Below are 16,040 nucleotides of genomic sequence, written 5' to 3' on the forward strand. Positions count from 1 at the left end.
GGGCTGTTTTAACAGCCCATTAAAATAACGGAGATTCATCTGCATGTCTCGGTCATCCCTATTGATTAAATTTAGTTTGCTGGCTGTTACTGTTTCTTCTGCTTGTGTATCAGCACAAGAGAAAACACAAACTAACGAGGAGAAAAAAACAGAAGTACTTACCGTTTATGCGACAGGTAATGAGCGTGATAGCTTCACATTACCGATGATGTCAACTGTTATCAGAAATAACAATGCATTGTCAGAAACCGCAGGCAGTGCTTCGGAGCTACTTCGCCATGTACCTGGAATTTCAATTTCAGGCGCAGGTCGTACTAATGGTGAAACCATCAGTATGCGTGGATACAGTAAGAATGGAATATTGACACTTGTAGATGGTGTACGCCAAGGAACAGACACTGGCCATATCGACAGCATTTTTGTTGATCCACTTCTGATAAAACAAGTTGAAGTGGTTCGAGGCCCTTCTGCGTTGTTATATGGTAGCGGAGCACTTGGTGGTGTTATCGCTTACGATACTGTTGATGCCAGCGACCTGCTTTCAAAAAATGAACACGGCGGTGTACGTGTTACCGGTTTAGGCAATACAGCTCAACATAGCCAAGGTTTAGGTGTCACTGCTTTTGGTAGGTACGATAACCTAGATGGTCTCATTGCATTATCGGCCCGTGATAAAGGTGATACTCGTTATGGTGGAGGTTATCGTGCACAAAATGATGAAACCATTATTAACCTACTCTCCAAAGGGCGTTGGCTCATTGATGATAGTAATACGTTAAGTGGTCAATTTCGCTATTACCATAATGATACTCATCAACCTAAAAATCCTCAAATCGCGGGTAACCCAACATCTGCTAATGTAGAAACTGACCGTACGACAACACAAAAAGATGTACAGTTAACATACCAATATAATCCTTCAGATTTACAATGGATTAATTTAAAAACACAAGCTTATTACAGTGAAATTGATATCAACGCCAAAACATTACAAAAAGGATTTGAAGGTCGAGAGCAGAAAACCTATGGCGTAAAACTTGAAAACCGCTCACAAGTAGGTATGCATAACTTTGCATCTCACGGACTTACTTATGGCGGAGAAGTTTATAAGCAAAAACAATCACCAAGCCAAAATGCGGAAAGTTTTCCACAAGCCGATATCCGCTTTATGTCAGGTTGGGTTCAAGATGAAGTCACATTACGTGATTTGCCTGTCTCCTTAATTTTAGGGACACGTTTCGATAAATATAAAAGCCAGAACGATCGTTATGATGACATTACTGCTGACAAATGGTCATCAAAAGGGGCTATCAGTATCACACCAACAGATTGGTCAATGCTTTATACCTCTTACTCACAAGCTTTCAGAGCGCCAACCTTAGGGGAAATGTATAACGATGCAAAACATTTTGATGCGCCATTTCCAGGAGCACCAACAAACTATTGGCGCCCTAACCCAAATTTAAAACCAGAAACCAATTCAACAACTGAATATGGATTTGGTTTTCAATTCGACGACTTATTATCTAATAATGATAATCTGAAAATTAAAGCCGCCCATTTCAATACTCGTGCAAAAGATTATATTGATGCAGATGTCGCTATTTTTCAGGGGTATACACAATCTACAAATATTCCAAGAGCAACTATTTGGGGGTGGGATGTTTCAATGAGCTACCAATCAAAATTTTTCAATTGGGACTTAGCGTATAACCACACCAAAGGAAAAGATAATGCCACTAATGCCTCAATTACCTCAATTGAGCCTGATACATTAACTAGTCGCTTTGATATTCCTGTACCAAATACGGATTTCTCTGTCGGTTGGGTTGGTCAATTTACCAAAAAAACCGACTTTACTCAGCATGACCGTTTTAACCGCCCAACCAATCGCCAACAAGCAGGTTATGGCGTTAATGATTTTTACCTTCGCTATGAAGGTAGTGCCTCATTAAAGGGGCTAACAACCTCATTTGTACTGGGTAACACATTTGATAAAACTTATTACTCTTCTGCAGGTATTCCTCAAGAAGGCCGTAATGCAAAAGTACTTATGAGTTATCAGTGGTAATTAACAATAAAATCAACGATAGATACAATAGGAGTTTCTGTGAATAAACCTCTTTATGAGCGCTACCTGCAAGCGAAAGCGGATAAAAAAGCATCTTATACACGTGATCTAGCAACTTATCTTAATGTCAGTGAAGCTGAGTTAATTCATGCTCGTGTTGGGTATGATGCAAAACGTCTACGTAACGATGTACAAGAATTACTAAAAGCGTTAAGTAAAGTCGGTGAAGTAAAAGCCATTACTCGTAACGATATCGCCGTTCACGAGCATCTTGGTGAGTACACTAATGCACGCTTTAATGATCATGCTGGCCTAATTTTAAACCCTCGTGCAATGGACTTACGCTTTTTCTTCGCTTATTGGTCAAGTATTTTTGTACTTACTGAAGAAATATCAAAAGGCACTCGTTATAGCATTCAATTTTTTGATATGCATGGCGATGCATTACATAAAATCTATGCAACCGACAACACCAATATGGATGAATGGAATTCGCTAATTCAATCATTCTTATCGGAAGACAATCCCGCTCTCAACATTACCCCTATCGAACCTTATTCAAACACCCCTGTTAGTCATGAATTAGCTGAGCAACTTGAGCAACAATGGCGTTCAATGACCGATGTTCACCAATTTTTTAAATTACTAAAAGAGAATAATTTGAGTCGCCAACAAGCCTTCAGAGCCGTTGCCGATGACCTCGCTTATCAAGTGGATAATAGCGCATTAAAAACGCTATTAACACTCGCCAAAGAAGCACAAAACGAAATCATGGTGTTTGTAGGAAGCCGTGGCTGTGTGCAGATTTTTACAGGAAAAATTGACCGTTTAGTACCTCATCGATTTGAAAATAGTGACCAAGTCTGGATCAACATTTTTAACCCTGCTTTTACCCTTCATTTAATTGAAAGTGAAATTACTGAAAGCTGGATCACTCGTAAACAAACTCAAGATGGCTTTGTTACAAGTCTTGAAATCTTTGATAGTAAAGGACAGCAAATTGCTCAACTTTATGGGCAACGTACTGAAGGCACCGCAGAACAACAACAATGGCGTGAACAAGTGAATACACTCACTAAAATCGCCTAATCGGAGAATGAATTAATGAAAAAATGGCTTCTTTTGATCCTGTGTAGCGTCATGTCGTTTGTCAGTTCTGCCAATGAACGCATTGTCACTATTGGTGGTGATATCACAGAGATTGTTTTCGCATTAGGAGCTGGTGAGCAAATTATTGCAAGAGACAGCACCAGTTTAGTTCCTGAACAAGTGAAAACACTCCCTGATGTGGGTTATATGCGCATGCTAAATCCTGAAGGTATCTTATCTGTCAAACCAACATTAATTATTACCAGCGAACTAGCGCGCCCTTCTTTAGCATTACGCCGTATTAAAGAAGCAGGAGTAACGGTTAAATCGATTACGGGTACACATTCATTAGAAGCCATTAATGACAAAATAGACACCATTGCCACAATTTTAAATAAACAAAAAGAAGGCAATCAACTAAAAGAAAATCTCACCCAATCTATTAACCAAATACCCACAACTTCCATAGATAAAAAAGTTATTTATATCATGAGCCATGGTGGTGTTATTCCTATGGCTGCAGGCCAAGATACCGCTGCGGATACGATTATTTCGTTAGTCGGAGGTAAAAATGCCATGCAAGGGTTTACTAGCTATCGTCCGCTTTCTCAAGAAGGGGTTATCGCAAGCCAACCCGATATTTTACTGGTTACCAAAGAAGGTATTAAAGGAATTGGTGGAATAGAAAAGCTTTGGGAGCTACCCGGAATAAAATACACCCCTGCAGGTAAAAATAAGCATTATGTCGTGGTCGATGATATGGGGTTACTAGGCTTCACCCTTTCAACACCTGAAGTCATGCATCAAATTCGTCAAGCATTGGAGCAATAATGTCTCGTTTTCGTTCACCGTGGATGAGTATGTTAGTTTTACTTTTTTTACTCACCACGGTTACATTAATTTCTGTTAACAGTGGTGCATTAGCACTTTCATTTCATACATTATGGAATAGCTCTTTTGATGATATGGAGTGGCAAATTTGGCTTGATATCCGTTTACCTCGTGTATTGTTAGCCATACTTGTTGGAGGAGCATTAGCAATATCGGGTGCCATCATGCAAGGGTTATTTAGAAACTCATTGGCTGATCCAGGCTTACTTGGTATTAGCAGTGGTGCTGCACTTATGGTTGCCATTGTTATTATTATACCGTTCTCTTTTTCGCCAGCCTTTGCATTTTACAGTCATATTGTTGCCGCCTTTATTGGTGGCTTAATTGTGGCAATGATCATTTTCTCATTACATCAATTAAGTGATGGTAATTTAGCGAGACTACTCCTTGCAGGTATCGCCATAAATGCACTCTGTATGTCCTTTATTGGTGTATTAAGTTATATCAGTACAGACCAACAATTACGCCAATTTTCTCTTTGGATGATGGGCTCATTAAGTCAAATAGACTGGAAAACGTTATCTATTGCTGCTTTAGTGATCATTCCCGTTAGCATTTTAGCCTGCTGGCAAAGCCACAAATTGAACTTATTACAACTTGGTGACGAAGAGGCACATTATTTAGGGCTAAATGTCAGAAGAACTAAATTTATATTGTTATTACTCAGTGCCATTTTAATCGGTTGCGCCGTCGCACTGAGTGGTGTCATTGGATTTATCGGCCTTGTTGTTCCTCACCTTATTCGCATGCGTATTGGAAGTAATCATGTGTGGTTATTGCCTGCCACAATATTGGGAGGTGCAACACTGCTATTAGCAGCCGATACATTATCAAGAACATTAGTCTCTCCTGCTGAAATTCCCGTGGGGCTCATTACTGGGTTAATTGGCGGCCCTTATTTCCTTTGGCTTATCTTAAGACAACCCGCAGGAAGAATGTCATGATTGAAGAACACAATATTCCATTGCTTTATGGAAATAATTTAACTTATCGAATTGGCAATAAAACCATTATAGATGATGTATCACTTTCACTTAATGCCGGTGAGCTTGTCACGATTATTGGTCCAAATGGTGCTGGAAAATCTTCGCTATTGCGACTACTAACTGGCTATGCGACACCCACACACGGTGAGTGTTACTTTAAACAAAAAACCTACTCCCAATGGAATAGCCAAAAACTAGCACAAAACCGCGCAGTTATGCGCCAAAATAGTCAGCTTTCATTCTCTTTTTCTGTAGAAGAAGTCGTTTCGATGGGAAGAACCCCTCATGGGCAACAACATAAAAAAATCGCAATTGAAACCGCATTATTGCAAACAGATTGTTTAAAGTTTAAAGACAGGGACTATCGTCAATTATCTGGTGGTGAGCAACAACGAGTACAACTTGCTCGAGTATTAGCGCAATTATGGCATCCTACACCACAAAAAGCGGTATTATTCCTTGATGAACCAACATCAGCTCTTGATCTTTACCACCAGCAGCACAGTTTACGTTTGTTAAAACAATTAGCAAAAACACAAAATTTTATGGTGTGCTGTGTATTGCATGACCTAAATTTGGCCTCCCTTTATGCTGATAGAATTTTATTATTGCATCAAGGGAAACTCGTTTGTGAAGGCACTCCACATAATGTCCTCACAACAGAAAATATTCAAAAATGGTATGGGGCCGATGTCAGTGTTGATATTCACCCTGAGCTTTCATACCCACAAGTTTTTCTTCGCCCCTGACATAGCACTGCTGCCCTCTTTTTACTAAGCCACCTTTTAGTGTAATTTTCTAAATTGTGGCTTCATCAATTTACTCTTTATCACCTTATTTATGACCTTTCGAACACATTAAGTATCATTACGTTAATTAATTAATAATTCTTACCCTTTATTTTTCTTATTCAATCAAATAAATTGACTTTAAAATACACCTTAATCAATGATTAGCTTTTATTGTATGCAAAAAAACATAACAGTTTTGATAAAAACGATGATAACAATTATTTTATAAAATATAATTAATCAATAAATTCAATAAAATAAAAACGAATCAATATATTTTTTTTAATCAAAAAAATTCATTAATCTATACTATACTTGAGATATATAGTTTTCACCAATCATTGTGATAATGATTATCAGTAACGAAAAGCACTTTTTGCCTACCTGTTATTTTCCCCATGCTTAAAATAGGTTATAAATAACATACGTTACTATTCTATTTAATTGGGCACTGTGTCCCCACCCTTTTTGTGGGAGGTTTTATGGCTGAAAATGTCGTTAATGATATTCTGAAATGGTTAGAAACTCAGTTACAACGTAACGAAGGTATAAAAATTGATACAATTGCAAATAAAAGTGGCTATTCAAAGTGGCACTTGCAACGCATTTTTAAAGATTTTAAAGGCTGTACATTAGGCGAATATGTTCGTAAACGTCGCTTATTAGAAGCAGCAAAATCATTACAAGAAAAAAATATGTCTATTTTAGACATTGCTTTAATGTATGGATTTAGTTCTCAAGCAACATTTACTCGTATCTTTAAAAAGCATTTCAATACGACACCGGCTAAGTTTAGAGAAAATGGCACCATGCCAGATACTCATTGCTTTATGTCATGTGAAAATCACTAGTAATTTAGCATTATATTACTTGTCATAAAAAACCAGCTAAAAAGCTGGTTTTTTATTTTAAAATCTTTATAAAAATTAGGCTATTGCCGTTATAAGCCACTCTTGTAGCTCATTAAGCTCTATTTTATTATTAGGATAACGCTGAATAAGTTGTTGAATAAGTCTATTTAAAGACTCGGGCGTATAACGTTGTCCAACTAACATCTCGGATAATGCCTCTAATGGTGCAGGATCTAAACTATCCGTATAAATCTGGCTTCGAATAACATTACCGCGCTCAATATCAAAATGCAGCTCGATCCCTCCCCACTTAAAACGATTATCTAAGAGGTGTGAGAATGCAGGCGCCTGCCCAAAATTCCATTCCCAGCTACTTTGCTTTGCAAATGTTTCTTCAAAACTAGGCAAATCAGGCAATTTTTGTGGTGAAATAATCTCAGCTTCAACGCGCTCACCATAGTATTCAAAAAAGCTTTCAGTGATCATCTCACATAATTTCTCATGTGTTATCTCTGGTTTTAGCTCAACTAAATTAGCGACTCTAGAACGTACTGAAGTAATACCTTTAGCTTGGAGTTTTTTAGGATCTGGATTTAAGTAATTAGCGAGTCTAGATAAATTGGCGTTAATTAACAGAGTACCATGATGAAAACCACGATCTTTTGTCTCTTTATAAGCCGAGCCTGAAATCTTTCTTTCACCTTCTTCTTGCGGTACCACTAAATCATTACGCCCAGACGCCGTTGCTTCTATGCCAGCTTTTGATAATCCATCAAGAATAATTTGTGTTGAGATTGTTTTATTATATTCCGGTTTTCCCGCCATAAAGGTAAAACAGGTATTTCCGAGATCGTGAAAAACAGCGCCACCACCACTAGAACGGCGTGCTAATTTTACGCCATCTTCATCCATTTTACGGGTATTACACTCTTTCCATGGATTCTGCGCTCGACCAATAACCACCGTATTATCGTTACGCCAAAGAAAAAGTACACGTTGATCAGCGGGCATTTGTCTAAAAATACACTCTTCAACGGCAAGGTTAAACCAAGGATCATAAGACTCGGAAATTAACAGACGCAATTTGCCTGACATAAGGAATACCTATATGAAGAAAATAAGGGATAAGATACCATAACTCTCAATATATTAGGGCCTTAAATGGCACGAAATTACAACCGTCTAGCTTGCCAAAACGTTTTCTTCCAATAAACATTATCAAGCGATGAACGTGTCACCCCTTGACTAGTTGATGCGTGAATAAATGTATTATCAGTATCATAAATACCGACATGAAGCCCATTTTCACCCCCACCCGTTTTGAAGAAAACCAAATCTCCCGGCATTAAATCATTTTTATTGATTTGAGTACCATATTTAGTTTGATCAATGGTCATACGAGGAAGTTTGATATCAAAACGATCACTATAGGTTTTATACACAAAACCAGAGCAATCAATACCTGAAGGGGTCATTCCACCATAGCTATAGGGAGTGCCATACCATTGTTCAAGTTGGGACTTTAATTGCACTATCACCATGATAGGATCAGAAAGTTGAGTTTTTAATGGTGGTGCAGGTGGGATACGCTTTGATGGGCTAGATGAACATCCAGCTAGCAGGATAACACAGAGTAAGAAAGGATAGAAAACGGACTTTCTCATTGCATTCACCATTATTATTACGAGAGATTTTAAAATCTATCTGCTTTTTTAAGCAAAAACAAGTTATTGAAGATGAATGCGTAAAGATTAATAGAATAAATCGCACAATAACCAACAAAACACAGAAAATAAATTCCAAACAGCACTCGTTTAATGCGCTACTGCATCTTTGGTTTTTTGGCTAATTAACCAAACACCGACCATAATAAAGGCCACACCCAGCGTTTTTGTCCATGAAGGTGTTTCTTGAAACCAAGGTAATACGACCGCAAGAATATAGACAAAAACATAACTTAAGCTAATTAATGGATAGGCTTTATTTAAAGGGATCGTACGTAATGTGAAGAGCCAACAAACCATAGAAAGGACATAACCTACAAGACCAACACACACGATAGCAAGTGGTGTTATATTCGCCCATAACCATGAGACATCAAACCACTGTTTTTCTAGCTGTAAATCTGGCAGCTCAGACATACCAAACTTTAACAATAATTGAGCCACCGTCACTAATAGCGCGCTTCCAATTGCCCATAAATAGCCTTTCATGCTTGCATACTCATCAATACAATACCAACCATAATTGACGCAATTCCAATCCAATGTTTTATATTAACTGGCTCTTTATAAACAAATTGCCCTATTAATGTCACCACAATAAAATTAATACTCAACATAGGATAGGCAATACTGAGAGGAAGAATTTGTAATAATCGTAACCAAAATAGCATGCCAAAACCAAGCATTGTAATGGCAACAAAAAGCCAGAAAATTGTTTTTCTGGCTTTTGTTAATGAGTCACTTTGCCAGCTAACCACTGCTTGCTTTTGGCAAACCTGCCCTATGCAGGTCAAAAAGCTTACAATTAGCAATAAAACAAATGACATCAGTTACGCTTCTCATAGGTTAAAATAGCGACTCGATGGTTTGTTACTAATTCTTCAGGTCTTGGCAACTCTGCTAATTTTTTGGGATCTTTAAATGTAATAACGACTGAGACTTTACCTTCTTTTCTTGCCTGTTCTAACCATTGAGCAAAATTATCAGGTTTAATTAATTTTTGTTGAGAGTCAGGGTATTTTTCAACACCATACGTTAGCTCACCCGTTCTTTCATACAGGTAAATATCGCTACGTTGTAATTCCCATGCTAATCCAGCACCAACTCCCACACTGTTACTCACGATATATTTGCTAGAGTTTAACGTATCCATATTTTGACGAATAAACTCTTGTGGTAACTTACTGTCAACGCTGCTGTTTGGAATAGCCTGTCCAATACATAAACTCACGCCTAATGAGCAAGACGCCGCCCATAACCAGTGCTTACCATTAAGTGTAGAACAAAGATAACCAATAATACCCCATAAAGAGAATGCCACTATGGCTAATACCCATTTGGACCATTCATAAGGCATATAAATAGGTTTTGAAGAAACCAGTTGAATAATCAAGATCGCAATAACAACAGCAACACCAATAAAAATGTTGATATAACCATTAATACGCAATGCTTTCATTCTAAATTTACGCGCACAATCAACACCATATTTTGCCATTAGCATGGCAAGTGGCGCCATAAAAGGCAGCATATATGTCGGCAACTTCCCTTTTGCAATACTAAAAAAGAGAAATGGAACAACAAACCAGCACAAGAGAAAGAATAATTCAGGACGTTTACGTCTTTTCTTCCAAGCCCCCATCAATGCACCAGGTAATAACCCAAGCCAAGGGATCACACCCAATAAGACAACAGGAATATAATACCAAAATGGAGAGCTATGCTGTGCATCATCACCAGAGAAACGCTGAATATGCTCAATCCAAAAAAAGTAATTCCAATAATCTGGCTCAGCTTTTGCAACAGCTAATGCCCATGGCAAGCTAATGAGGGTAGCACTGAATACCGCCAGCAAACCATAAAGCAACATCTGAGTAAATTGTTTTTGATAAAGCGTAATAGGTATCATCACAATGACGGGAATAGCCAAAGCTAAAAATCCTTTCGTCATAAAGGCCATACCGCAAGATAAACCTAACGTTAGCCAAGCTAATATTCGTGTTTTTACCGTATTCGCTTTCAGTGCCCAAAAACAACAAACCATACTCGCCGTGATCCAAAGCGCCAACATAGGATCTAATACACTGTAGGTCCCTACACTAAACACTAAGAACATGGATAAATAAATTAGACTAGAAACAAAAGCAACTTGACGATTACGCCACATCATTCTTGCGAGTAAATAGACAAGTAAGGTGCTTAATAGAATAGAAATGACCGAGCCAAAACGGACGGCAAAATTAGTGTGACCAAAAATTAATTGGCTGACATTATTAATCCAATAACCTGCTACGGGCTTTTCAAAATAGCGAATATCAAGCATATGAGGAACAATCCAGTTCCCGCTCACCACCATTTCACGGCTAATTTCCGCATAACGGGTTTCATCTGGTTGCCATAATAACCGGCTATTCAATGGAAATAAGTAGGTAAGAACAAAAAAAAGAGCCAAGAGGATGGCCCCGATTTTACTCGCCCGGTTATTCAACATAGTTTCGTTAGACCTCTTGTTGGCACCCTAACCAGCCTTCTCGACCTGGAAAGTCAGATCGAACAACTTTACCTATCGGAAGCGTTTCTTTATCTTGTGGTAATAAATCGCTTAATGGACAGAATTCGATGCCTTCATTTGCAATCATTGCCAATAACTGCTCAAACTGAGCGGCCTTTGACATTCCTTCAACTTCAGTGTGGATAGTATAAACAGGTATTCCACTGTCTTTTTTGATTTCATCAATAATAAACTGATTAAAATCCTCATCCTTTACTTTTGTGCCGACGACTTCATCATAAGTTGGTAATGTTACTGGAATTTGCACCGTACCGATAGAACCATTTTCTAAAATAGGCCTAAAAGGATGCGTTCCTCGACAATCGCTATTATAATCGAACTGAAAAGCTTCTTTAACTGTTAATACGCGTTCATCAGCTCGCCACCCAGCAACTGCTGAACATTTTACAGGGTTTTCAAGTGCTTTTTCTAGTGCTTCAACACCTAAACGAACTTGTTGCATTAATTCTTCTGTAGACCAACGCCCTACTTTAGCTTGCCAGCCTTGATGATCCCATGAATGTAATCCGACTTCATGCCCCGCATCTTGGGTTTCTTTCATCAAATAGCCTAGATTTTTAGCAATTTTTTTACCTGGCCATGCCGTACCTGCTAATAAAATATCTAAACCATAAAGCGATGCAGCATTCGATCTCAGCATTTTCCATAAAAATTTCGGTTTTAAAAGGCGCCATAAATGGCGCCCCATATTATCTGGGCCCACACTAAAGAAGAAGCTGGCATGAATGTTATATCTGGCAAACACATCCAGCAGTTGCGGAATACCTTGTTTCGTTCCTTGATAAGTATCCACATCAACTCTCAAACCAACTTTCTTCATTATGTGTTCCTATTTATTGCCTAATTCTTCAACCGCACCACGTAAGAAGAAGTCTAATGTTTCTTCTACTGTCTGGCGGGTTTCAATACTTGGTTTCCAATCCAATAAACGCTCTGCATTTTTAATGCTTGGCTTACGGTGTTCAACATCTTGGTAACCTTTACCATAGTAACTGCTACTTTCGATTTTCTTAAAGCCCGCGAATGGAGGGAAATGTCCACGTAATTCATGTTTTTCAAAGCAATCTAACAGCATTTCTGCTAATTCACGGATACTGGCTTCGTTAGTTGGGTTACCAATATTGATAATTTGACCATCACATTTATTATCACGGTTTTCAATAATGCGGAATAAAGCTTCTATACCGTCATTAATATCAGTGAAACAACGTTTTTGTTCACCACCGTCAACCAACTTAATAGGTGAGCCTTCAACTAAATTCAGAATTAATTGTGTAATGGCACGAGAACTACCAATACGCGCTGAATTCAAGTTATCAAGACGAGGTCCCATCCAGTTAAATGGACGGAATAACGTAAATTTCAGACCTTCTTTTGCACCATACGCCCAAATAACTCGGTCTAATAACTGTTTAGATACAGAATAAATCCAACGTTGTTTATTAATCGGACCAACAATCAGACGTGAATTATCTTCGTCAAACTCCTTATCATCACACATACCGTAAACTTCTGATGTGGATGGGAAAATAATACGTTTATTATATTTAACACAATAACGTACAATTTTTAAGTTTTCTTCAAAGTCTAATTCAAATACACGTAGAGGATTACGGGTATATTCAATTGGCGTTGCAATCGCCACTAATGGCAGAATAACATCACATTTTTTAATGTGGTATTCAATCCATTCTGTATGAATGCTCACGTCACCTTCAATAAAGTGGAAACGCGGATTACCAATAAAGCGTTCAATGGCAGAAGATCCGATATCCATACCATAGATATCGTAATTATCATCTTTTAATAAACGCTCGGTTAAGTGATTACCAATAAAGCCATTCACACCTAAAATCAGAACACGTTTACGACGCTTAACAAGAGCGGTTGCTTTTGGCCCAACACGAACATCGGTCACGATACCCATTTCAGCGGCTAAACGGCTACCTTGAACATATAAGCCATTTTCACTTTGACCGGTTATCACTTCAATCGCGCCTTGCGCGCAAGCAATAACTAAAGGTGATGTTGAAATAACAGTACCTGGACGTTTGCCTTGATTATCAGCAACAGTGCGTGAACGCCAGATAATCATTTTACGTTCACCTAAGAAAGTAAAGGCACCTGGATAGGGTTCTGTTACAGCACGGACTAAATTATGAACTGCTTTTGCATCCGCATTCCAATCAATTAAGCCATCATTGGCACAACGGCGTCCAAAGTATGTTGCTTGGCTTTCATCTTGGGCTGTTGTTGAATAATCACCTGATGAAATATGTGGTAATGCACTAGATAATAACTTCTCAGCAGCTTCTCTTACTTTTTCATGCAAAATTAGCGAAGTATCATTTTCTGTAATGGTCACTTTTTCTTGAGCAACGATATCTCCAGCATCGGCTTTTGCCGTCATTTTATGCAGAGTTACACCCGTTTCAGTTTCACCATTAACGATCGCCCAATTAATTGGCGCTCGACCACGATATTTTGGTAATAAAGAACCATGTAAATTAAATGCGCCTTTAGGTGCCAAATTTAGGATCTCATCACTTAACATGTGACGATAATAGAAAGAAAAAATGACATCAGGTTTCATTTCACGAATACGTTCAATCCACAATGGGTGATTGACATTTTCAGGTGCAAATACCGTCAATCCCATTTCTGCACTCACACGAGCAACGGATGAGAAGAAATGATTTTCATTAGGATCATCAGTGTGGGTAAATACAGCCTGAATATCATAACCTGCTTTTTCAAGTGCTTTTAAACCAACACAGCCAATATCGTGATAGGCAAATACTATTGCTTTCATTAGTCTTTTTCCTGATCTTCGTTGGGTTTGTTAACACCAACCACTTTTTGGATAAAATACCGAGGACGCGCTCTTACATCATTATAAATCCGGCCTATATATTCACCTAATAAGCCCATTGCAACGAACTGCGCACCGATAAACATAAATAAGATTGCGAAGAGTGTGAATACACCTTCAGCGGCCCACATGGCACCGAAGATAATACGTAAAATAATTAACAGTAACGCTAAGACAAAGCCAGAAACAGCAACGACACTGCCGACAATACTTAATAGGCGTAAAGGAGCCGTGGTAAGGCAAGTTAAGAGGTCGTACATTAAATTAATTAGCTTTAAAAAGCTGTATTTTGAATCACCATATTCACGCTCCGCGTGGGCAACATCAATCTCAATCGTACGACGAGCAAATGTGTTCGCAAGAATAGGGATAAATGTACTTCTTTCGTGACACTGTAACATCGCTTCAATAATGTGACGGCGATAAGCACGTAACATGCAGCCATAATCCCCCATAGAACGCCCCGTCGCCTTGGTTATCATGGCATTAATCATTTTTGATGCGGTTTTACGGAACCATGAGTCTTGACGATTACGACGACGAGTTCCAACAACATCATAGCCTTCTTCAGCTGTTGTAACGAGTCTTGGGATCTCTTCTGGTGGGTTTTGTAAGTCGGCATCCAATGTAATGACTAAGTCGCCATCAGCTTGGTTAAAACCCGCCATAATTGCAGAGTGTTGACCATAATTACGATTTAAAATAATCGCAATAACGTGGTTTTCTTCTATTGCTGCGGCTTCTTCTAGCATTCTAGCTGACTGGTCACTACTACCATCATCAACAAGGATTAGTTCATATTCTTGTTCTAATTGTTTACAGCTTTTAATGGTACGTTCTAGAAGTTGAGGAAGACTTTCTTCCTCATTATAAACGGGGATAACAACCGATACTTTTTTGATTTTATCAAATGTTGACACTTAGATATGCTCCGAAAGAATTTCATTGATCGCATCTACAACGCGAATAACATCTTCATTACTCATATCAGGAAACAATGGCAGCGAGCATAACGTTGCAGAGTTCCACTCTGATTGAGGAAGGGATAAACTAGGATAGCACTCACGATAATACTTTTGTGTATGTGCAGCGCGGAAATGAAGCCCTGTTCCAATCTCTTTTTGCTTCAGTTTTTCCATAAAGTTATCACGATTGATACCACAGCGCTTTTCATCTACCCTCACCATAAACAGATGATTAGCATGTAGATGTGAATATTCAGGGATATCCATCATCTCTAGTGGTGAGTTTTTGAGTTTTTCTCGATATAACGCAACTAACTCAGCTCGTTTAGCATTCATCTCATCTAAACGTCTTAATTGCACCACAGCAATAGCGGCATGAATATCAGATAAATTGTATTTATACCCCGGCTCTACTACCTCGGCTTGTGGTTTACGCCCTTGAATTTGTCTATCAAAAGCATCAACCCCTAAACCATGGAATTTCAAGCAACGCACTTTATTGGCTAATTCGTCATTATCTGTAACAACTAATCCACCTTCAGCGCAAGTTACATTTTTAATGGCGTGAAATGAAAAAATAGAGGTTCCTTTTTCGCCAATCCATTCATTTTTATAGCGAGTACCAATTGCATGTGCCGCATCTTCAATAAGAGGGATACCTGCATCCTGAGCTACTTTTCTTAACGCATCAAGATCACAGGGTGCACCTGCATAGTGAACAGGAATAATAGCCTTTGTTTTGGGTGTAATGGCTTTTTGAACATCTTCTGCACTTACCATCAATGTATCGCGGTCAACATCAATCATGATAGGTGTTGCACCCAGCAAGGTAATCATATTAATGGTTGATACCCAGGTTTGAGAAGGTGTGATTACCTCATCACCAGCGCCAATTCCCATTGCCATTAGAACAACATGCATACCCGCTGTTGCGGAGCAAATCGCAATAGCATGTTTACTACCAAATTTTTCACAAAAATCTTGTTCTAATTGATGGTTCTGAGGGCCTGTTGTAATCCAACCTGAACGCAGTACAGCTTCAACGGCTTTGATCTCTTCATCGCCAATCGCAGGGCGAGAGAAAGGAAGGAAGTGACTCATAAAAATGTAGCCTAATTAATGAATGAATAAAAACAATTATATACAAACTATTGCTTGCAGGCATCCGTCTTATTAAGAATATATTAAAAAAACCTTAATAATTACTTGGAGATAAGCTTCACAATAG

15 protein-coding genes are annotated in these 16,040 nt (G+C 38.5%); 6 read left to right on the plus strand and 9 right to left on the minus strand.

Annotated elements, in window-relative coordinates; translation table 11 throughout:
- Positions 1 to 43 precede the first annotated feature (43 nt).
- The 6 genes from INT39_RS02260 to INT39_RS02285 all read left to right on the plus strand — a co-directional run bounded on the left by INT39_RS02260 (position 44) and on the right by INT39_RS02285 (position 6,679).
- Complete coding sequence (locus INT39_RS02260) at positions 44 to 2,071, plus strand: TonB-dependent hemoglobin/transferrin/lactoferrin family receptor (protein WP_193014507.1); 2,028 nt, start codon at positions 44 to 46, stop codon at positions 2,069 to 2,071.
- A gap of 39 nt (positions 2,072 to 2,110) precedes the next feature.
- The gene (locus INT39_RS02265) at positions 2,111 to 3,160 is read left to right on the plus strand and encodes a hemin-degrading factor (RefSeq protein ID WP_193014506.1); all 1,050 of its coding nucleotides are present in this window, start codon (positions 2,111 to 2,113) and stop codon (positions 3,158 to 3,160) included.
- 15 nt (positions 3,161 to 3,175) lie between these two features.
- On the plus strand, positions 3,176 to 3,991 hold the full coding sequence (locus INT39_RS02270; RefSeq protein WP_193014505.1) for a heme/hemin ABC transporter substrate-binding protein: 816 nt from the start codon (positions 3,176 to 3,178) through the stop codon (positions 3,989 to 3,991).
- Entirely contained in the window at positions 3,991 to 4,995 is a 1,005-nt protein-coding gene (locus tag INT39_RS02275) for a FecCD family ABC transporter permease (RefSeq protein ID WP_193014504.1), read from the plus strand. The genes INT39_RS02270 and INT39_RS02275 overlap by 1 nt, the downstream gene beginning before the upstream one ends.
- Positions 4,992 to 5,786 carry a heme ABC transporter ATP-binding protein gene (locus INT39_RS02280; protein ID WP_193014503.1) on the plus strand — a complete coding sequence of 265 codons (795 nt, stop codon included), beginning with the start codon at positions 4,992 to 4,994 and terminating at the stop codon, positions 5,784 to 5,786. The genes INT39_RS02275 and INT39_RS02280 overlap by 4 nt, the downstream gene beginning before the upstream one ends.
- Positions 5,787 to 6,310: 524 nt before the next feature.
- Complete coding sequence (locus tag INT39_RS02285) at positions 6,311 to 6,679, plus strand: helix-turn-helix domain-containing protein (protein ID WP_193014502.1); 369 nt, start codon at positions 6,311 to 6,313, stop codon at positions 6,677 to 6,679.
- A 75-nt stretch (positions 6,680 to 6,754) separates the two neighbouring features.
- Here INT39_RS02285 and INT39_RS02290 read toward each other — a convergent pair whose 3' ends face one another.
- The 9 genes from INT39_RS02290 to arnB all read right to left on the minus strand — a co-directional run bounded on the left by INT39_RS02290 (position 6,755) and on the right by arnB (position 15,913).
- Positions 6,755 to 7,774 carry a lipoate--protein ligase A gene (locus INT39_RS02290; RefSeq protein ID WP_193014501.1) on the minus strand — a complete coding sequence of 340 codons (1,020 nt, stop codon included), beginning with the start codon at positions 7,772 to 7,774 and terminating at the stop codon, positions 6,755 to 6,757.
- Positions 7,775 to 7,851: 77 nt separating this feature from the next.
- Complete coding sequence (locus INT39_RS02295) at positions 7,852 to 8,343, minus strand: NlpC/P60 family protein (RefSeq protein WP_193014500.1); 492 nt, start codon at positions 8,341 to 8,343, stop codon at positions 7,852 to 7,854.
- Positions 8,344 to 8,493: 150 nt separating this feature from the next.
- The gene (gene arnF / locus INT39_RS02300; protein WP_193014499.1) at positions 8,494 to 8,892 is read right to left on the minus strand and encodes a 4-amino-4-deoxy-L-arabinose-phosphoundecaprenol flippase subunit ArnF; all 399 of its coding nucleotides are present in this window, start codon (positions 8,890 to 8,892) and stop codon (positions 8,494 to 8,496) included.
- On the minus strand, positions 8,889 to 9,230 hold the full coding sequence (arnE, locus tag INT39_RS02305; protein ID WP_193014498.1) for a 4-amino-4-deoxy-L-arabinose-phosphoundecaprenol flippase subunit ArnE: 342 nt from the start codon (positions 9,228 to 9,230) through the stop codon (positions 8,889 to 8,891). The genes arnF and arnE overlap by 4 nt, the downstream gene beginning before the upstream one ends.
- Positions 9,230 to 10,894: a lipid IV(A) 4-amino-4-deoxy-L-arabinosyltransferase gene (gene arnT, locus INT39_RS02310; RefSeq protein WP_193014497.1), complete on the minus strand. Its 1,665-nt coding sequence runs from the start codon at positions 10,892 to 10,894 to the stop codon at positions 9,230 to 9,232. Before arnT ends, arnE begins: the two co-directional genes overlap by 1 nt.
- Before the next feature lie 7 nt (positions 10,895 to 10,901).
- Entirely contained in the window at positions 10,902 to 11,795 is an 894-nt protein-coding gene (arnD, locus tag INT39_RS02315) for a 4-deoxy-4-formamido-L-arabinose-phosphoundecaprenol deformylase (RefSeq protein ID WP_193014496.1), read from the minus strand.
- Between the two features lie 9 nt (positions 11,796 to 11,804).
- Positions 11,805 to 13,787, minus strand: a complete 1,983-nt coding sequence (gene arnA / locus INT39_RS02320; protein ID WP_193014495.1) for a bifunctional UDP-4-amino-4-deoxy-L-arabinose formyltransferase/UDP-glucuronic acid oxidase ArnA — start codon at positions 13,785 to 13,787, stop codon at positions 11,805 to 11,807.
- A complete protein-coding gene (gene arnC / locus INT39_RS02325) occupies positions 13,787 to 14,767 on the minus strand; it encodes an undecaprenyl-phosphate 4-deoxy-4-formamido-L-arabinose transferase (protein ID WP_193014494.1) in 981 nt (326 codons plus the stop codon). Before arnC ends, arnA begins: the two co-directional genes overlap by 1 nt.
- On the minus strand, positions 14,768 to 15,913 hold the full coding sequence (arnB, locus tag INT39_RS02330) for a UDP-4-amino-4-deoxy-L-arabinose aminotransferase (protein ID WP_193014493.1): 1,146 nt from the start codon (positions 15,911 to 15,913) through the stop codon (positions 14,768 to 14,770).
- Positions 15,914 to 16,040 lie beyond the last annotated feature (127 nt).

Source organism: Pseudomonas sp. FME51, assembly GCF_014897305.1.